Origin of the sequence: Burkholderia ubonensis (genome assembly GCF_001718695.1) — a bacterium.
GTDB lineage: Bacteria > Pseudomonadota > Gammaproteobacteria > Burkholderiales > Burkholderiaceae > Burkholderia > Burkholderia ubonensis_B.
Map to the genome: position 1 here is coordinate 659659 of NZ_CP013420.1, position 18928 is coordinate 678586.

At 67.1% G+C, this 18928-nt stretch carries 18 protein-coding genes and 1 other RNA gene; 11 read left to right on the forward strand and 8 right to left on the reverse strand.

Annotated features, from left to right (window positions below; translation table 11 throughout):
* Positions 1-178 precede the first annotated feature (178 nt).
* The 6 genes from WJ35_RS03020 to trxA all read right to left on the reverse strand — a co-directional run bounded on the left by WJ35_RS03020 (position 179) and on the right by trxA (position 5440).
* Positions 179-442: a type B 50S ribosomal protein L31 gene (locus WJ35_RS03020; RefSeq protein WP_010092226.1), complete on the reverse strand. Its 264-nt coding sequence runs from the start codon at positions 440-442 to the stop codon at positions 179-181.
* Positions 443-598: 156 nt separating this feature from the next.
* Positions 599-1432 carry a M90 family metallopeptidase gene (locus WJ35_RS03025; protein WP_060234930.1) on the reverse strand — a complete coding sequence of 278 codons (834 nt, stop codon included), beginning with the start codon at positions 1430-1432 and terminating at the stop codon, positions 599-601.
* A gap of 38 nt (positions 1433-1470) precedes the next feature.
* Positions 1471-3027, reverse strand: a complete 1557-nt coding sequence (locus tag WJ35_RS03030; RefSeq protein WP_060234929.1) for an MFS transporter — start codon at positions 3025-3027, stop codon at positions 1471-1473.
* Positions 3024-3524, reverse strand: coding sequence for a MerR family transcriptional regulator (locus tag WJ35_RS03035; protein WP_060234928.1), 501 nt, complete (start codon positions 3522-3524; stop codon positions 3024-3026). Before WJ35_RS03035 ends, WJ35_RS03030 begins: the two co-directional genes overlap by 4 nt.
* 126 nt (positions 3525-3650) lie before the next feature.
* The gene (rho, locus tag WJ35_RS03040; RefSeq protein WP_060234927.1) at positions 3651-4913 is read right to left on the reverse strand and encodes a transcription termination factor Rho; all 1263 of its coding nucleotides are present in this window, start codon (positions 4911-4913) and stop codon (positions 3651-3653) included.
* Between the two features lie 200 nt (positions 4914-5113).
* Positions 5114-5440 (reverse strand): thioredoxin TrxA, encoded by a 327-nt coding sequence (gene trxA, locus WJ35_RS03045; protein WP_006402348.1) that lies wholly within the window; start codon positions 5438-5440, stop codon positions 5114-5116.
* Between the two features lie 367 nt (positions 5441-5807).
* Between trxA and ffs the strand changes: the two genes are divergently transcribed.
* From ffs to WJ35_RS03095, 10 genes are all read left to right on the forward strand, one after another.
* Positions 5808-5906, forward strand: an RNA gene (gene ffs, locus WJ35_RS03050) — signal recognition particle sRNA small type.
* A gap of 131 nt (positions 5907-6037) precedes the next feature.
* Positions 6038-8623, forward strand: coding sequence for a DNA polymerase III subunit gamma/tau (locus tag WJ35_RS03055; protein WP_069238711.1), 2586 nt, complete (start codon positions 6038-6040; stop codon positions 8621-8623).
* 114 nt (positions 8624-8737) lie between these two features.
* Positions 8738-9064, forward strand: a complete 327-nt coding sequence (locus WJ35_RS03060; RefSeq protein ID WP_010092234.1) for a YbaB/EbfC family nucleoid-associated protein — start codon at positions 8738-8740, stop codon at positions 9062-9064.
* 31 nt (positions 9065-9095) lie between these two features.
* Positions 9096-9692 carry a recombination mediator RecR gene (gene recR / locus WJ35_RS03065; RefSeq protein WP_010092235.1) on the forward strand — a complete coding sequence of 199 codons (597 nt, stop codon included), beginning with the start codon at positions 9096-9098 and terminating at the stop codon, positions 9690-9692.
* Positions 9693-9748: 56 nt separating this feature from the next.
* Positions 9749-10954 carry a CaiB/BaiF CoA transferase family protein gene (locus WJ35_RS03070; RefSeq protein ID WP_010092236.1) on the forward strand — a complete coding sequence of 402 codons (1206 nt, stop codon included), beginning with the start codon at positions 9749-9751 and terminating at the stop codon, positions 10952-10954.
* Positions 10955-11059: 105 nt separating this feature from the next.
* Positions 11060-11821 carry a 5'/3'-nucleotidase SurE gene (gene surE, locus WJ35_RS03075; RefSeq protein WP_010092237.1) on the forward strand — a complete coding sequence of 254 codons (762 nt, stop codon included), beginning with the start codon at positions 11060-11062 and terminating at the stop codon, positions 11819-11821.
* Complete coding sequence (locus tag WJ35_RS03080; RefSeq protein WP_060234925.1) at positions 11818-12870, forward strand: protein-L-isoaspartate(D-aspartate) O-methyltransferase; 1053 nt, start codon at positions 11818-11820, stop codon at positions 12868-12870. Before surE ends, WJ35_RS03080 begins: the two co-directional genes overlap by 4 nt.
* A 5-nt stretch (positions 12871-12875) precedes the next feature.
* Complete coding sequence (locus tag WJ35_RS03085) at positions 12876-13766, forward strand: peptidoglycan DD-metalloendopeptidase family protein (protein WP_060234924.1); 891 nt, start codon at positions 12876-12878, stop codon at positions 13764-13766.
* Between the two features lie 11 nt (positions 13767-13777).
* A complete protein-coding gene (rpoS, locus tag WJ35_RS03090; protein ID WP_042584159.1) occupies positions 13778-14866 on the forward strand; it encodes an RNA polymerase sigma factor RpoS in 1089 nt (362 codons plus the stop codon).
* Positions 14867-15643, forward strand: coding sequence for a 3'-5' exonuclease (locus WJ35_RS03095; RefSeq protein WP_010092242.1), 777 nt, complete (start codon positions 14867-14869; stop codon positions 15641-15643).
* Between the two features lie 9 nt (positions 15644-15652).
* Here the strand turns inward: WJ35_RS03095 and WJ35_RS03100 are convergent, their stop codons facing one another.
* Positions 15653-16507 carry an endonuclease/exonuclease/phosphatase family protein gene (locus WJ35_RS03100; RefSeq protein WP_060234923.1) on the reverse strand — a complete coding sequence of 285 codons (855 nt, stop codon included), beginning with the start codon at positions 16505-16507 and terminating at the stop codon, positions 15653-15655.
* Positions 16508-16577: 70 nt separating this feature from the next.
* On the opposite strand from WJ35_RS03100, the gene rlmD reads away from it, so the two are divergent.
* A complete protein-coding gene (gene rlmD / locus WJ35_RS03105) occupies positions 16578-17975 on the forward strand; it encodes a 23S rRNA (uracil(1939)-C(5))-methyltransferase RlmD (protein ID WP_196222085.1) in 1398 nt (465 codons plus the stop codon).
* A gap of 72 nt (positions 17976-18047) precedes the next feature.
* On the opposite strand, the gene WJ35_RS03110 is transcribed toward rlmD, so the two are convergent.
* On the reverse strand, positions 18048-18746 hold the full coding sequence (locus tag WJ35_RS03110) for a Bax inhibitor-1/YccA family protein (RefSeq protein ID WP_010092245.1): 699 nt from the start codon (positions 18744-18746) through the stop codon (positions 18048-18050).
* Between the last annotated feature and the right edge of the window lie 182 nt (positions 18747-18928).

An 18928-nucleotide genomic window follows, 5' to 3' on the forward strand; every position in this document is an offset into this window, starting at 1 on the left:
CCGCGCGGCGCGCCGGTTTTGAGCATCCGGCATTGTAGACGCGCCGGCCGTTGCGCGTCAGCGGTCGCGCCCGGGCGCCGGCCGACGGCGCTCGGGCGAGCAGAGACGAAAAAGGGCAGCCTGGGCTGCCCTTTGGTGCGATACCGGTGCGATGCGGTCACCGGATGCGGCGCGAAGCTTACTTCGCGACCTTGCCGCTGGCGCGCGAACCGAACTTGTTCTTGAACTTCTCGACGCGGCCGGCCGTGTCCATGATCTTCTGCTGGCCGGTGTAGAACGAGTGCGACTCCGACGACACTTCGATCTTGGCGAGCGGGTAGGTCTTGCCTTCGAAGTCGATGGTTTCACGCGTCTGGATCGTCGAGCGCGTGATGAACTTGAAGCCGTTCGACATGTCTTGGAAGACGACTTCGCGGTAATCCGGGTGAATGCCAGGTTTCATGATTTTCCTTGGTGAGAGCGGTAGCCAACCCGCCGCTTGCCGCTCCGAACCGCGCGAATTGCGCGTGTCGGCTGGCGTCAAGCCCGGCGCGAGCCACTTGCCTAAGGTCGAAAAACGGCAATTATGCCAGAAAATCAGACGGTTGGCGATTAATTTTCAGCGCGCGTCCAGCGCGCCGGTTTGGGCCGGATCCTGCCGGTAATAGCGGGCGAGCAGCCGGTAGAGCTCGGGGAACTCGGCCTCGAACGCACGCGGCCGCACGAACAGCGCCTCGCTGCATACGGCAAAGAATTCCGACGGGTGGTCGGCCGCATAGGGGTCGATCAGCGACTCCCGCTCGAAGCGCGCCCACGCGCGATCCGGCACCGCATCGACGCGTGCGCAGAACTGGTCGTACGCGTTTTCGAACACGTCGGCCCACGCCTGCGCGTCGAGATGCGGCGCATGCCAGCGGCGAAAGAGGGGCGGATAGCCGTCGGCCGCGCCGTTGATCATGTCGATCTTGTGCGCGAACTCGTGGATCACGACGTTGTACGCGTCGCGGCCGTCGGTCATCTGCGCGTCTTCCCACGACAGGATCACCGGTCCGCCTTCCCAGGCTTCGCCGCTCGCGTCCTGCTCGACCTCGTGGACGACGCCGTCCTCGTCCTGCACGGTCTTGCGGATCACGAATTCGCCCGGATACACGACGACGCCGACCCAGCCGTCGTACAGCGACAGATCGAGATTCAGCACCGGCACGCAGGCCTGCACGGCGATGCCGACGATCATCTCGTCGGTCAGCTCGAGGCCGTGCGCGGTCGAAAACGACTTGTGCGCGATGAACAGGCTCGTCAGCTCGCGCAGCCGGCCGAGGTCGTCGGGCGGCAGGTAGTCGAGGAACGGCAGTCGCGCGACGGTGTCCTGCCACAGCGCGTCGGGGATCGGGTGGCTGCGCAGCGCGCGGTTGCGGCGGCGATGGTCGAGCCAGCGGGTGAGTTTCGAAAGCATGAAAACGGCAACGTGAATCCCAAAGCCTGACTTTTAACTCAATCGATGTCTTTTTGCCATGCGGCGAAGATCCCGCCGCAAATCGCGACGCCGGCGAGGAAATAGAACCCGTCGAGCGACGACAGGAACGACGCCTGCTGCGCGACCATCCGCGCGATCGACGAGATCGCGAACGCGTGCGCGTCGCCCGGTGCATGGCCGGCGGCCGCGTAGCTGCGGGCCAGCGCGTCGACCGTCTGCTGGAACAGCGGGTCGAACACGTTCGCGCGCTCGACGAGCCGCGTCTGGTGCACGGCCTGCCGATGCTGCTCGACGATGATCACCGACGCCGTTGCGAACGAGATCGTCAGCTGGCGGACGATGTTCTTGAGCCGGTAGCCGTGCGTGTATTCGTCGATCGCAAAGATCCGGAACGTCAGGTTCGCGACCGGCAGCACGATGAACAGCAGCAGCAGGCCGCGCAGCAGCAGCGGCACGATCAGCGCCGCTTCGCCGACCTGCGGCGTCATGCGGGTCATCCACAGCGCGGCGAACGCGGCGACTGCGAAGCCCGGCACGATGATCCATTTCTTGTGCGTGATCAGCTTCGCGTAGCGCAGGTACGCGAACAGCGCGGTCGCGGAGATCAGCGACATCGTGCCGACGAGGCGCCCGGCGTTCTCGACCGGATAGCCGAGCCCCGATTCGAGAAGGCGGGAGGTCAGGTAGCTGAAGCCGGTCGACTCGTAGTAATAGAACATGTAGAGCAGGAGCCCGACCTGGAAGGTCCGCTGGCGGAATGCGTGCAGGCGCACGAGCGGCGTCGGGTGGTGCCACTGGTGGTGCGCGAACCACGCGAGCGCGCCGAGGCCCGCGACCGTCAGCAGGATCAGCATCGGCGAGCCGCTGTAGAGCTGGTACCGCACCTGCTGCATCACGACCTGCAGCGCGCCCTGCGCGAGCGCGAACACGACGTACGGCCAGAAATGCCCGGTACCGCGTTCGTCGTCGGGCAGGTTGCCGGTGTCGGGCAGCGTCAGCAGTGCGAGGATCGCGAACGCGACGCCTGCGGGCGCGGTGCACGCGAACAGCGCGCGCCACGTCGAATGCGCGACGAGCAGGCCGCCGGCGATCGGCGCGAGCGCGCTGCCGAGCAGGATCATGATCAGGAACGCGCGCGTCGCGGGTGGCCGTTCCCGCGGCGTGAAGCTGATCTGGATCAGGATCCGGCACGCGCCCATCATCGGCCCGATGAAATAGCCCTGGAAGCCGCGCGCGAACGCGAGCTCCAGCGACGTATCGGCGAGCGCGGACGCGATCGCGCCGAGCGAGAACATCAGCATGCAGCCGGCGACGTAGCGGCGATGCCCGAGGCGGTCGATCCACCATTGCTGCTGGAGGATGCCGAGCACGGCCGCGACCGCGTACGCGCTCGACGACCACACGAGCTCGTCCGGCGACGCGTTGATGCCGCCCGCGATGTAGCTGGCGAAGAACGAGAACGTCGCGTTGTCGAAATAGTCGATGCCGGTGACGAGCGCGAGCGCCCACGGGAACAGGTCGGCGCGCAGGCTTGCGCGGCTCCACAGTGGCGGGCGGCCCGGCGTCGCGTTCATGCGCGGCTCTTGCGCGCCCGGCGCTCGCTCGCCTCGGCCCGCCGCTGCGCGATCAGCGCATCCGCGCTTTCGCCGGCGAGACGCCGCTCGACGTAGTCGATGTCGCGCTGCAGTTCCTTGCGCAGCGCCATCGCTTCCTTCAGCTCGCGCTGGACCGCCGCGATGCGCCGGTCGAGCGTGCCGATCTGTTCCGCGAGACCGGTGCGGATGTCCCGCAGCGACGCGTCCGAGTAGCGGCGCCGGCCGTCGTCCGTCTCTTCCAGCGGACGCTTGAGCATTTCGGTGATGCCCTGCAGCGAGAAGCCGAGCGCGCGCAGGCGCAGGATTCGCGCGAAGCGCTCGAGGTCGGCGTCGTCATAGAGACGATAGCGGCCTTCGCTGCGCGACGGCGTGACGAGCCCGCGCTCCTCGTAGTACTTCAGCGTGCGCGGCGTGACGCCGAGCCGCGCGGCGGCGTCGCTCACGGTCAGCAGCAGGATGGGGGTGTCGGTCGTCATCGTGGCGGTGGGTTGGGGCGACGGGATGGATTATAGATCAACGTGTACGTTCACGTACATGTTGGCGCGAAAAAACGGCCGCCGGGCGCAACGCGCGGGCGGCCGTCCTATCCGCTGCCGGGGCGATCAGCCGCCGCGGCGCATCAGGTCGAAGAACTCGGAGTTGCTCTTCGTCTGGCGGATCTTGTCGAGCAGGAATTCCATTGCCTCGACTTCGTCCATGTCGTGGATGAATTTGCGCAGCACCCAGATCTTCTGCAGGATCTCGGGCTTGATCAGCATTTCCTCGCGGCGCGTGCCCGACTTGTTCAGGTTGATCGACGGGTAGACGCGCTTTTCCGCGAGGCGGCGCTCGAGGTGCACTTCCATGTTGCCGGTGCCCTTGAACTCTTCGTAGATCACGTCGTCCATGCGGCTGCCGGTTTCGATCAGCGCGGTGCCGATGATCGTCAGCGAGCCGCCTTCCTCGATGTTGCGCGCCGCGCCGAAGAAGCGTTTCGGGCGCTGCAGCGCGTTCGCGTCGACACCGCCCGTCAGCACCTTGCCCGACGCCGGGATCACGGTGTTGTACGCGCGTGCGAGACGCGTGATCGAGTCGAGCAGGATCACGACGTCGTGCTTCATTTCGACGAGGCGCTTGGCCTTCTCGATCACCATTTCGGCGACCTGAACGTGGCGCGTGGCCGGTTCGTCGAACGTCGATGCGATCACTTCGCCTGCGACGGAGCGCTGCATTTCGGTCACTTCTTCAGGGCGCTCGTCGATCAGCAGCACGAACAGGACCACGTCCGGGTGGTTCTGCTTGATCGCGTGCGCGATGTGCTGGAGCATCACGGTCTTGCCCGACTTCGGCGACGCGACGAGCAGGCCGCGCTGGCCCTTGCCGATCGGCGCGATCATGTCGATGATGCGGCCCGTGACGTTCTCTTCGCCGCGCATTTCGCGCTCGAGCGACAGCGGCTTGTTCGGGTGCAGCGGCGTGAGGTTCTCGAACATGATCTTGTGTTTCGAGGCCTCGGGCGGCTGCCCGTTGACTTTGTCGACCTTGACGAGCGCGAAGTAGCGCTCGCCGTCCTTCGGCGTGCGGACTTCGCCTTCGATCGTGTCGCCGGTGTGCAGGTTGAAGCGGCGGATCTGCGACGGGCTGATGTAGATGTCGTCGGTGCTCGCGAGGTACGACATTTCCGGCGAGCGCAGGAAGCCGAAGCCGTCCGGCAGCACTTCGAGCGTGCCGTCGCCGAAGATCGTCTCTCCCGTCTTGGCGCGCTTTTTGAGAATGGCGAACATCAGCTCCTGCTTGCGCAGGCGGTTCGCGTTTTCGATCTCCAGGCCGTTGGCCATCTCGATCAATTCGGACACGTGCAGAGACTTGAGCTCGGATAAATGCATACGGGAATCCCGCCAGGGAAGAGAAGCGACGAAAGAAAAAAGGGAGGAGGGCGAGCGGAATCGCTCAGAGACTTAAATGCGTCTTGTAGACGTTTTTTAATTCTAGCATAGGCCGATTCGCGCTTGAGCGGCCGATCGGCGGCTTGGCGGCGGACATGTTGCCGGCTGACAACACGTCCGCGAACCTGCCGGTATTTTTTTTACAGGTGGCTGTCCAGGAACGCGGTCAGCTGCGACTTCGACAGTGCGCCGACCTTTTGCGCGGCGGCCGCGCCGTTCTTGAAGAGAATCAGCGTCGGGATGCCGCGCACGCCGAACTTCGCCGGTGTCGCCTGGTTGTCGTCGACGTTGATCTTCGCGATCTGCAGCTTGTCGCCGTAGTCCTTCGCGACTTCGTCGAGGATCGGGGCAATCATCTTGCACGGGCCGCACCATTCGGCCCAGAAATCGACGAGCACCGGCTTGTCGGATTTGACGACGTCCTGTTCGAACGATGCGTCGCTGATGTGTTTGATCTGTTCGCTCATTTGGTCAATACCTCTTTCGGTTCGGGGACTGCCTGCATGGCGCCTTCTCGGCGCGCCTGCCGCCCGGCGGGCGGCAGGCCGCTGCGGCAGGTAGCTCCGCACTCCGGAAAAGAAGGGCGTAAGCGCTGCGTACCGCGGCTCGCGGGTCATTCGGGCGTCATATTAGCCTAAATTGCTATCCGCTGTTGACGGCGATAGTAGCCGCTTCGCGAGTAGGGGCACGTACGCCGAAGACCGTTGCGTCACGCAGGTGGAGGCCGGCGCGCAAAATACAAGAGGGCGGTCGCGCCTGTTGCACGCGCCTGCTTTCGCATGTTCGTTCGAATAACGATCGCATTCGGCGCGAAGCGGTGATAGAATGCGCCGTGACGGGCCTCCTCGCATGGTGGGCCGGTGAACCTGGTCAGGTCGGGAACGAAGCAGCCACAGCCGTTTTCCGCCAGTGCCGAGGGTCGGGCTCGTCACCTTCCTTCTCGCCCCGTTCGCAGGGCGTTTTTTATTTCCGCTCTCCACGCGCTTTTCACGTTTTCGCATGCATCCGTGTTCCGTACCGTTTCGCGTGTCGGCGCGACGCAGCGTTGCTGATACAATTTCCCGATGACCTATCAAGTTCTCGCACGCAAGTGGCGTCCGAAGGATTTCGCTTCGCTCGTCGGCCAGGAGCACGTCGTCAGGGCGCTCACGCACGCGCTCGACGGCGGGCGTTTGCATCACGCCTATCTGTTCACGGGCACCCGCGGCGTCGGCAAGACGACGCTGTCGCGGATCTTCGCGAAGGCGCTCAACTGTGAAACCGGCGTGACGTCGCAGCCGTGCGGCGTGTGCCGTGCGTGCCGCGAGATCGACGAAGGCCGCTTCGTCGACTACGTCGAAATGGATGCCGCGAGCAACCGCGGCGTCGACGAAATGGCCGCGCTGCTCGAACGCGCGGTGTACGCGCCCGTCGATGCGCGCTTCAAGGTCTACATGATCGACGAAGTGCACATGCTGACGAACCACGCGTTCAACGCGATGCTGAAGACGCTCGAGGAGCCGCCGCCGCACGTCAAGTTCATCCTCGCGACGACCGACCCGCAGAAGATTCCCGTCACGGTGCTGTCGCGCTGCCTGCAGTTCAACCTCAAGCAGATGCCGGCCGGACACATCGTGTCGCATCTCGAGCGCATCCTTGGCGAAGAGCAGATTACGTTCGAGCCGCAGGCGCTGCGCCTGCTCGCGCGCGCGGCGCAGGGCAGCATGCGCGATGCGCTGTCGCTGACCGACCAGGCGATCGCCTATTCGGCGAACGAAGTGACGGAAACGGCCGTGTCGGGGATGCTCGGCGCGCTCGACCAGACCTACATGGTGCGCCTGCTCGACGCGCTCGCGGCTGGCGACGGCACCGAGATTCTCGCGATCGCCGACGAAATGTCGCTGCGCAGCCTGTCGTTCTCGACCGCCTTGCAGGATCTCGCCAGCCTGTTGCACCGGATCGCGTGGGCGCAGTTCGCGCCGGGCTCGGTGCTCGAAGAATGGCCGGAAGCGGCCGACCTGCGTCGGTTCGCGCAGACGCTCAGCCCCGAGCAGGTGCAGCTGTTCTACCAGATCGCGACGGTCGGGCGTGCGGAACTGGGTCTCGCGCCCGACGAGTACGCGGGCTTCACGATGACGCTGTTGCGGATGCTCGCGTTCGAGCCGGCTGTCGGCTCGGGCAGCGCGCCCGGTGGTGAGCCCGCCGTGCCGCGTGGGGTGCCGGCGGCTGCGCCGCGCGCGGCTGCTGCTGCTGCCGCTGCTGCCGCTGCGACGCCGCGTGCTGCGGTATCGGGCGGGGCAGGCGAAGCGGCGCGTCCGCAGGCCGCCGCGCCGGTTGTGCCTGCGGCGCGTTCGGCGTCGGCTCAATCCACCGCGCCGGCCAAATCTTCGGCACCGAATCAATCTTCGGCGCCGAGCCAATCTTCGGGATCGGACCAATCCACGGCATCGAACCGATCCGCGGCATCGGCACAATCCGCGGCACCGGCCCAATCCGTGACACCGGACCAATCCACGGCACCGGCACAATCGGCGGCGCCGACCCAATCACAGGCGCCGGCCGAAACCCCGGCACCGGCCCAATCCGCCGACGCAGCCGCTACACCCGCCGCGAACCCTGCTGCTGCGCAAGCACCGGTAGTGGCGACGCCCGAAGCACCGGTCGCTGCTTCCGCGCAACCGCCGTCGGCAGCGCGCGCCGCACCGGCAAACGATGCACGTCCGTCGGCGCCGTCAGATCCTGACGCGTCCGCTGTCGCACCGCGCAGCGCGGCCCCCGCACCGTCCGCCGAGCCGGCACCGCGCACCGCGCCGGCCGAGCCTGCGCCGGCCGAGTCGGCGCCGCGTGCCTCCGCCCGCGGCGGCGCCGCCGCGGCGCTCGATGTGCTGCGCAACGCCGGCATGCGCGTGTCGCCCGATCGCTCGCGGCCCGGCGCCGCGCCGAAGGCAGCCGCCGCACAACCGGCGGCCGAAAAGCCCGCGCCGTCGCGTCCGGCCGTCGTGGTGCCCACTCCGCGAGCCGCCGCCCGCGCGCCGCAGCCCGATACGCGTCAGGCGCCGCCGCCTTGGGAAGACATTCCGCCGGACGAGTACGTGCCGCTCAGCGCGGACGAGATGTTCGGCGGTCCGCCCGACGACGGCTTCGTGCCGGTGTTCGACAGCGGGCCGGACGACGTGCGCGTCGCGCCGAAGCCGGCCGCGTCCGCGCCGGTCGACACGCGCCCACTGCCGCCCGCCATCGCGCTCGATCCGATCGGTTTCGACGGCGAGTGGCCGGCGCTGGCCGCGCGGCTGCCGCTGAAGGGCGTCGCGTACCAACTCGCGTTCAACAGCGAGCTGACGGCGGTCGACGCGACGACGCTCAAGCTGTCCGTGCCGGTGCCGCAATACGCGGATGCGGCGCAGGTCGCGAAACTGAAGGCCGCCCTCGCGGATGCGCTGGGCAAGCCGGTCGACGTCGCCGTCGAGGTCGGGCCCGCGCGACGCACCGCGGCGGCGCTCGACGCGGCCGCGCGCGCGGCGCGCCAGCGCGAAGCGGAGCAGGAGATTCACGCGGATCCGTTCGTCCAGCAGCTCGTGCGCGACTTCGACGCACGCATCGTCGACGGCTCGGTGCGTCCGCTCGCGGATGCCGCCGCATCGGCGGATGGCGCGTCGCCGACGTTGCATTGAACTGCATCGAACCGCATTGAACGATAAGCACCGCGACAGGCACAAGTCACGCCCATGCACATTGCCGGCACGCGCCGCGTGCCGGTTTTCACACGATCAAGAAGGAGTATTCCCATGTTGAAAGGCAACATCGCCGGACTGATGAAGCAAGCGCAGCAAATGCAGGAAAACATGAAGAAGATGCAGGAGCAGCTTGCGCAGATCGAGGTCGAAGGGCAGTCGGGCGCGGGCCTCGTCAAGGTGACGATGACCTGCCGCAACGAAGTGCGCCGCGTGTCGATCGACCCGAGCCTGCTCGCGGACGACAAGGACATGCTCGAGGATCTCGTGGCTGCCGCGTTCAACGATGCCGTGCGCAAGGCCGAGGCGACGTCGCAGGAGAAGATGAGCGGCATGACGGCCGGCCTGCCGCTGCCGCCGGGCTTCAAGCTGCCGTTCTGAGCGGCGCGTCCGTCCAGGCATCCGTCGACGTATGAAACAGCCGTCCGCCTTGTCCGCCCTCGTCGAAGCGCTGCGCGTGCTGCCCGGCGTCGGGCCGAAATCCGCGCAACGCATGGCGTACCACCTGATGCAGCACGATCGGGAGGGGGCGGAGCGGCTTGGCCGTTCGCTGCTGTTCGCGACCGAGCATCTGCAGCACTGCGAGAAGTGCAATACGTTCACGGAGGCGCAGATCTGCGAGGTCTGCAGCGATACGGAGCGTGATCCGACGCTGCTGTGCGTCGTCGAGACGCCGGCCGACCAGATCATGCTCGAACAGACGATGACCTATCGCGGGCTGTATTTCGTGCTGATGGGGCGGTTGAGCCCGCTCGACGGCATCGGCCCGAAGGAAATCCATTTCGACCGGCTGGTGCGGCGCGCGTCCGACGGCATCGTCAAGGAGGTCGTGCTCGCGACCAACTTCACGAACGAAGGCGAGGCCACCGCCCACTATCTCGGCCAGACGCTGAAGGCGCGCGGGCTCGCGGTGACGCGTCTCGCGCGCGGCGTGCCGGTCGGCGGGGAGCTGGAATACGTCGACGCGGGCACGATCGCGCGCGCGATGCTCGACCGCCGCACGATGTAACGCTACGGCCGCCGCTGATTGATCTGGCGGCGCCGTTCCTCATGCCAGGGAGGCACATGAGCACCAGCCAGGGCCCGCTCGCGGGCGTCAAAGTGCTCGAATTCGGTACGCTGATCGCCGGGCCCTTTGCGTCGCGGCTCTTTGCCGAATTCGGCGCGGAAGTCATCAAGATCGAGGATCCGAACGGCGGCGATCCGCTGCGCAAGTGGCGCAAGCTGCATCCGGAGACGGGCGGCACGTCACTGTGGTGGTCGGTCCAGGCGCGCAACAAGAAATCGGTCACGCTCAATCTGAAATCGGACGCCGGCAAGACGATCGCGCGTCAGCTCGCGCGCGACGCGGACATCGTGATCGAGAATTTCCGCCCGGGCCTGCTCGAGAAGCTCGGGCTCGGCTACGACGTGCTGTCAGCCGAGAACCCCGGCCTCGTGATGGTGCGCCTGTCCGGCTACGGGCAGACCGGCCCGTATCGCGACCGGCCCGGCTTCGGCGCGATCGCCGAATCGATGGGCGGGCTGCGCCACATCACCGGCTATCCCGACTTGCCGCCGCCGCGCATCGGCATCTCGATCGGCGATTCGATCGCCGCGCTGCATGGCGTGATCGGCGCGATGATGGCGCTGCATCATCGCAACATGAACGGCGGCGCGGGGCAGGTGGTCGACGTCGCGCTGTACGAAGCGGTGTTCAACATGATGGAAAGCGTCGTGCCGGAATACGGCGTGTACGGGATGGTGCGCGAGCGCACCGGCGCGTCGTTGCCGGGCATCGTGCCGTCGAACACCTACGCGTGCCGCGACGGCAGCATCGTGATCGGCGGCAACAGCGACCCGATCTTCAAGCGGCTGATGAAGGCGATCGAACGCGACGACCTCGCCGACGATCCGGCGCTCGCGCGCAACGACGGGCGCGTGCCGCGCACCCGGGAGATCGACGACGCGATCGCCGCGTGGCTCGCGCCGCGCACGATCGACGAGGCGCTCACGGTGCTCAACGCGGCGGACGTGCCGGCCGGGCGGATCTATAGCGTCGCCGACATGTTCACCGACCCGCAGTTCGTTGCGCGGCAGATGATCCAGCGCTTCAAGCTCGCCGACGGCACCGACATTCCGCTGCCGAACGTCACGCCGAAACTGTCCGGCACGCCGGGCGAAACGCGCTGGCTCGGGCCCGAGCTCGGCGAGCATACCGACGAGGTGCTGCGCGGTCTCGGCTATGACGCGCAGGCGATCGCGGCGCTGCGCGAAGCCGGCGCGATCTGACCGGGAAGGCCGCCGCGCAACGCGGCGGCGCATGCCGCGCGAGCGCGCGTTTGCACGGGCCGGACTGTCGCTCTCGCGCCATCTTTCCTCGGTTACAATCGCCGCATGCGAATCCTACTCAGCAACGACGACGGCTATCTCGCCCCCGGTCTCGCGGCGCTTCACGACGCGCTGCAGCCGCTGGCCGAACTCACGGTGACGGCGCCTGAGCAGAACTGCAGCGGCGCATCGAATTCCCTGACCTTGTCGCGACCGCTGTCGATCCAGCGCTCCGCGAGTACGGGTTTCTTCTATGTGAACGGCACGCCGACCGATTCGGTGCACATCGCGCTGACCGGCATGCTCGATACGAAGCCGGACCTCGTCGTGTCGGGGATCAACAACGGCCAGAACATGGGCGAGGACACGCTCTATTCGGGGACAGTTGCGGCGGCGACCGAAGGCATCATGTTCGGCGTGCCCGCGATCGCGTTCTCGCTGGTCGACAAGGACTGGGCGCATCTTGCCGACGCCGCGCGCGTTGCCGCCGAGATCGTGCAGCACTATCTCGCGCATCCGCTGCCGGGCCAGCCGTTGCTGAACGTCAACATCCCGAACCTGCCTTACGACGAGCTGAAAGGCTGGAAGGTCACGCGCCTCGGCAAGCGTCATCCGTCGCAGCCGGTGATCCGCCAGACCAACCCGCGCGGCGAGCCGATCTACTGGATCGGGCCGGCAGGGGCGGCGCTGGATGCGAGCGAAGGCACCGATTTCCATGCGGTCGCAAACGGTTTCGTGTCGATCACGCCGCTGCAGCTCGATCTCACGCATACGCACATGCTGCCCGCGACGCACGACTGGGTGCGCGCCGGGGGGCACGCTTCATGAGCGGCGAGCGCGCGAAGCGGTTCCCGCTTGCGCTCGAAGACCTCAAGCGGGCGCCGCGCAAGGCCGAGGGCCGGGCGGACGAGCGCCGTGCTGCGGGCGACGGCACGCGCCAGCGGTTGTCGGCCGGCGCGTCCGCGCGAGGCGGCGCGGTGGCGACGCCGCGGGCGTCCGATCCGCCTGGCGCGTCCAGGCCGGGCGCGGCGCCTGCGCCCAAGCCCGCTGCTGCGCCAAAACCGATTGCACCCAAGCTGGTGACGCCCGTCGCGGCCACGCGCAAACCGGCGGCGCCGAAGCCGCCCGCGCCCGGGCTGGCGGCCGGCAAGCCTGCCGCGCCACCAGCTGCGCCGAAAGCTGTCTCCAAGCCCGCGATGCAAATGCAGAATGCCGCGCTGGCCGGCGCGCATGCGCTGACGTCTGAACGCGTGCGCGAACGGATGGTCGAACGGCTACGCGCGAACGGCGTCGCCGACGCCCGCGTGCTGGAGGCCATGGCCGCGGTGCCGCGCCACCTGTTCGTGGATCCCGGGCTCGCGACGCAGGCCTACGAGGATTCCGCGCTGCCGATCGGCCACCAGCAGACGATTTCGAAGCCGTCGGTCGTCGCGCGGATGATTGAACTCGCGATGGCCGGCCGCACCCTCGAGCGCGTGCTGGAAATCGGCACCGGCTGCGGCTACCAGGCCGCCGTGCTGAGCCATGTGGCGCGCGACGTGTATTCGATTGAACGCATCAAGCCGCTCTACGAGCGCGCGAAGCTGAACCTGCGGCCGCTGCGCGTGCCGAACATCCGTCTCCACTACGGCGACGGGCGCGTGGGCCTGCCGTCCGCGGGGCCGTTCGACGCGATCGTGATCGCCGCGGCCGGGCTCGATGTGCCGCAGGCGCTACTCGAGCAGCTGGCGATCGGCGGGCGGCTCGTCGCGCCGGTCGGCGGGCAGAGCGGGCAGCCCCAGGTGCTCACGCTCGTCGAGCGCGTCGCGCCCGCACAGTGGCGGGAGTCGCGGCTTGATCGCGTTTTCTTTGTCCCTTTAAAATCCGGAGTAATTTGAAACCGATGAGTATGTTGCGCGCGATGCAAAACAAACGTTCCAAGGAACCGCTCACGCTCGCCCAGCGCGCGATCTGTGTGGCCGCGTTCACCACGCTACTGGCCGCCTGTGCGACGCGGCTCGACAACGCGCCCGTCGTCGACCGCTCCGGCTCGCTCGGCACGACGCCCGCCGTGCAGCCGGCGGTTCCGCTCGGCCCGCCTCCTCCGGGTTACTACCGTGTGAAGCCGGGCGATACGCTGTACCGGATTGCACTGGAGAACGGACAGAACTACCGCGACATCGCCGCGTGGAACAACCTGGCGAATCCGAATCAGATCGAAGTCGACCAGCTGTTGCGCGTCGCGCCGCCGGGCGGCGCGGCAGCCGCCGGCGTTGCGCCGGGCGCCGCGCCCATCACGGGCGGCGGCGTCGCGACCGCGCCGCTGAGCAGCGGCCCGGCCACGCCTGCCCGCGGCGCGTCGGCAGCCACCGCCGCGTCGCCCGCTGCCGCGGCGGCGTCGAGCGACACGTCGGCGGCGCCGAGCGGCCCCGTCACGTTCGCATGGCCCGCGCGCGGCCCGGTGCTGAACAATTTCGACGACGCGAAGAACAAGGGCGTCAACATCGGCGGCGCGTCCGGCGAGATCGTGAAGGCGGCGGCGGACGGCCGCGTCGTCTACGCGGGCAACGGCCTGCGTGGCTACGGCAACCTCATTATCATCAAGCACGACGCAACTTACCTCACGGCATATGCACACAATCGCGCTTTGATGGTAAAAGAGGGGGACGCGGTGACGAAGGGGCAGAAGATCGCCGAGATGGGTAATAGCGATGCCGACCGCGTGATGCTGCATTTCGAGGTTCGCCGTCAGGGTAAACCTGTCGATCCGCTGAAGTATTTGCCGCCTCAATAACCGAGACGACCATGCCGAAATCGAAGCGCCACGAGCCGCAAGCCGAGTCTGAGAACCTCAGTCGCGCCACGCAAGCATCGGTGGGGCGCACTGGCGCTTCGACGGACGACGAAGAGGACGTCGCGGACAACGAGCGCGAGTTCGAGTCGCGCGACGCCGACGCCGACGGCGGCGACGACGAGCGCGAAGGCAGCGCGGAAGCGTCGCCCGAGCTGGACGATTTCCGGGCGATGCTGCAGGCGGAGCTGACCGCCGACACGATCCAGCATTACCTGAACCGCATCAGCGTCAAGCCGCTGTTGACCGTCGAGGAAGAGCAGCGCTATTCGCGCCTCGCGAAGGCCGGCGAATTCGAGGCGCGGCAGGTGATGATCGAGCGCAATCTGCGGCTCGTCGTCAGCATCGCGAAGGGTTACCTGAATCGCGGCGTGCCGCTGCTCGACCTGATAGAGGAAGGCAATCTCGGCCTGATGCACGCGATCGAGAAGTTCGACCCGACGCGCGGCTTCCGTTTCTCGACCTATGCGACGTGGTGGATCCGGCAGAGCATCGAGCGGGCGATCATGAATCAGGCCCGCACCGTGCGCCTGCCGGTGCACGTGATCCGCGAACTCAACCAGGTGCTGCGCGCGAAGCGCCACCTCGAAAAGAACTCGATGTCGACGGGCGAGGCGGCCGAGCGCCGCGAAGCCAGCATCGACGACATCGCCTACCTGACCGGCAAGACCGCCGAGGAAGTCACCGACATCCTTGCGCTGAACGAGCACACCGCGTCGCTCGACGCGCCGCTCGATCTCGATCCGGCAAGCAGCCTGCTCGATCTGCTGCCGGACGACCAGAGCCAGTCGCCGGACGCCGAAGTGCAGCACCGCGAGCTCGAGACGCTCACGCGCGCGTGGCTGTCGCGGCTGTCCGACAAGCACCGGCACGTGATCGAGCGCCGCTTCGGCCTGAACCACATCGAACCGGCGACGCTCGAGGAACTCGCCGACGAAATGGGGCTCACGCGCGAGCGCGTGCGGCAGATCCAGCAGGAAGCGCTGGTGCGCCTCAAGCGGTTCTTCGCCTCCAATGGCGTTCGCAAGGACGCCGTTCTGTAAATGACTCCGATTCTGGTTTTTGACATCGAGACGATTCCCGATGTCGACGGCATTCGCCGTCTCGACGATCTGCCCGCGACGCTCGACGATGCCGCGGTGGCCGAACACGCGTTTGCCGCCCGCCGCGAGAAGACCGGCAGCGATTTCCTGCCGCACCATCTGCAGCGCGTCGCGGCGATCTCGTGCGTGTTCCGCGACGCCAACGGCTTTCGCGTGCGCTCGCTCGGCACGCCGCAGGACGGCGAAGCGACGCTGATCCAGTCGTTCTACCGCGTGATCGAGAAATACACGCCGCAGCTCGTGTCTTGGAACGGCGGCGGCTTCGACCTGCCGGTGCTCCATTACCGCGCGCTCGTGCACGGCATTCCCGCGACGCGCTACTGGGATCTCGGCGAGGACGACCGCGATTTCAAGTGGAACAACTACATCTCGCGCTATCACTCGCGGCATACCGACCTGATGGATCTGCTCGCGATGTATCAGGCGCGCGCGAACGCGCCGCTCGACGCGCTCGCGAAGCTGTGCGGCTTCCCGGGCAAGCTCGGGATGGACGGCAGCCAGGTCTGGACCGCGTTCCGGGAAGGGCGGATCGAGGAGATCCGCAACTACTGCGAAACCGACGTCGTCAATACCTATCTGCTCTACTGCCGGTTCCAGCTGATGCGTGGCGGGCTGACGCCGGACGAGTACGCGAACGAGATCCTGCTCGTCAAGAACGCACTCGCCCAGGAGCTTGCGCCGCACTGGGCCGAGTACCTCGCCGCATTCGACGCGTAGCGCGCGCCGTCAATTCAGCTCGAGCACGATCGGCTGGTGATCGGATGCGCGCAGGTCGCCGTCGATCTCGCAGCGCGCGACGCGCGGCAGCAGCGTGTCGGTGACGAACACGAAGTCGCACGCAAGCGGCCCCTCCGACCATTGCACGGTGTCATAGATGCCGGCCGTCGGCGGTGGTGCGACGCCCGGGTGCAATGCCGCCCATGCGTCGACGAAGCGCGGCGCGCCTTCGACCGGTTCGAGAAAGCGCCGATACGCGTCGCTGTCGTATGCGCTGTTGAAGTCGCCGCAGACGATCGCGTCGCGCGGCTGCGCGGTCGCGCTGAACGGGCTGTCCGCATGCTCGGCGCGCGCGGGGCGGTCCGCATGTGCGCACGCTTCCCGATGCCGGTCGTGCAGCGCATCGACCTGCGCGAGCCGCTGCCGGGCGGAATAATATTCGAGATGAGTGGTGGTCACGCGCAGCGGGCCCGACGCGGTCGCGAGCTCGACCTCGAGCGCAACGCGCGGCATCGACGGCGCGGCATCGTCGGCCGGCCACGGCAGCAGCCGGCGCATCACGCGCCCGACCGGCAGGCGGCTGGCGATCGCGTTGCCGAACTGGCGGCGCGGTGCGTCGGGCGCGGTGGGTGGCAGGTCGGCGCCGATCGCCTCGACGACCGTGAAGCCGGGCAGCAGCGCGGCGAGCTCCGCGAACTGGTCCGGCCCGGGATGGCCGGCCAGCGCGCCGAACCCGCGCGTGACTTCCTGCAGGCACAGCACGTCGAAATCGCCGAGCCCGCGGGCGGCGGCGATGGTGCGGGGGAGGTCGACGACGCCATCCGCGTCCCGACCCCATTGAATGTTCCAGTCGATCAGTCGCATGGTCGAATCTCCATGGTGAGGCGGTGCTTCGTCTACAATCTCGCCTTTCAACGTTTGTCAGGAAAAGCTGGTGTCTGAAGCCGCCCCCACTTCTGCGCGCAAATTGAAAAGCGTGCCCGCCGCGCACGATGGCGCCCCGGTTCTCGAGATCGAATCGCTCGACATGGAAGCGCGCGGTGTCGGCCGCATGACGACCGAGGACGGCGAGCCCGGCAAGGTCATCTTCGTCGAGGGCGCGCTGCCCGGCGAGCGCGTGACCTATTCGAGCTACCGCCGCAAGCCGAGCTACGAGCAGGCGCTGGTTGTCGATATTCTGCGCCCGAGCGTGATGCGCACGGAGCCGAAATGCAAGTTCTTCGGCACCTGCGGCGGCTGCTCGATGCAGCATCTCGACATGCGCGCGCAAGTGGCGATCAAGCAGCGCGTGCTCGAGGACAACCTGTTGCATCTCGCGAAGCTGCGCGCGGAGACGATGTTCGCGCCGATCCATGGTCCGTCGTGGGGCTACCGCTACCGCGCGCGCCTGACCGTGCGCAATGTCGTGAAGAAGGGCGGCGTGCTGGTCGGCTTCCACGAAAAGAAGAGCAGCTATGTGGCCGACATGACGAGCTGCGAGGTGCTGCCGCCGCACGTGTCGGCGATGCTCGTGCCGCTGCGCCGGCTGGTCGAGGGGCTATCGATCCGCGATCGCATGCCGCAGATCGAGCTCGCGGTCGGCTCTCAGGTCACGGCGCTCGTGCTGCGCGTGCTGGAGCCGATCAACGCGGCCGACGAAGCGCTGCTGCGCGCGTTCGCCGACGAGCACAAGGTGCAGTTCTGGCTGCAGCCGAAGGGCCCGGATACGGTGACGCCGTTCTATCCGCTCGACGTGCCGCTCGACTATACGCTGCCCGAGTTCGGCATCCGCATGCCGTTCAAGCCGACCGACTTCACGCAGGTCAACCATCAGATCAACCGCGTGCTGGTGGGCCGCGCGCTGCGCCTGCTCGCGCCGTCGCGCGACGATCGCGTGCTCGACCTGTTCTGCGGGATCGGCAATTTCACGCTGCCGCTCGCGCGCCTCGCGCGCGAGGTGATGGGCATCGAGGGCAGCGAGACGCTGACGACGCGCGCGCTCGCGAATGCGCGCGAGAACGGCGTCGACGGCCATACGACGTTCGCGTGCCGGAACCTGTTCGAAGTGACCGCCGACGATATCCGCGCGCTGGGCGCATTCGACAAGTTCCTGATCGATCCGCCGCGCGAAGGCGCGCTCGCGGTGTCGAAGGCGCTCGCGGACATCGCGCAGAGCGGCGAAGGTCCGCTGCCGCGCCGGATCGTCTACGTGTCGTGCAACCCGTCGACGCTCGCGCGAGACGCGGGCCTGCTCGTGCACGAGGCCGGCTACCGGCTGAAGGGCGCGGGCGTCGTCAACATGTTTCCGCATACGTCGCACGTCGAATCGATCGCGCTGTTCGAGCGCGACTGAGCGCGCCGCGCCGGCGGTGGACGTAAAAAAACCGGCCGGAGGGCCGGTTTTTTGCTGGTTGTGCGGCGAACGTCAGTTGCGGTTGCCGCCAAAGATGCCGAGCAGCGCGAGCAGGTTCGTGAACACGTTGTACAGGTCGAGGTAGATCGCGAGCGTTGCGCTGATGTAGTTCGTCTCGCCGCCGTTCACGACGCGCTGGACGTCGAACAGCATGTACGCGGAGAAGATCGCGATCGCGAGCACCGACACGGTCAGCATCAGCGCCGGCAGTTGCAGGAAGATGTTCGCGACCGACGCCAGCAGGATCACGATGACGCCCATGAACAGCCACTTGCCGAGACCGGAGAAATCGCGCTTGCTGACCGTGGCGATCGTCGCCATTGCCGCGAAGATGATGCCGGTGCCGCCGAATGCCAGCATGATCAGCGACGGGCCGTTCGAGAAACCGAGGATGAAGCTGAGCAGGCGCGACAGCATCAGGCCCATGAAGAACGTGAAGCCGAGCAGCACGAACACGCCGGCCGCGCTGTTCTTCGTGCGTTCGATCGCGAACATGAAGCCGAACGCGATCGCGAAGAATGCGAGGAGGCTCATCATCGGGCTGGTGGCCGCGAACAGCGAGAAGCCGGTCGCGACGCCGACCCAGGCCCCCAGCACCGTCGGCACCATCGACAGCGCGAGCAGCCAGTACGTGTTCCGCAGCACGCGGTTGCGAACCTCGACGGTGCTGACGGAGCCACCGCGGCCGAAATTGTACGGATAGTCGTTCATGGTTTCTCCTAACATTGAACGCGTGGGCGTCCGGGGCCGGTTCGGCGCGCGCGGTGTGCGGCGCAGCAAACCGGAGCAGCTATGGCTAAGATATGTTCCGCGCCGGGAGGTTTCAATGGCCGAGCGACGCAAAACATATGGATTTGGAACCTTTCACGTGTGTAAGGGTTCAATCGCAATGA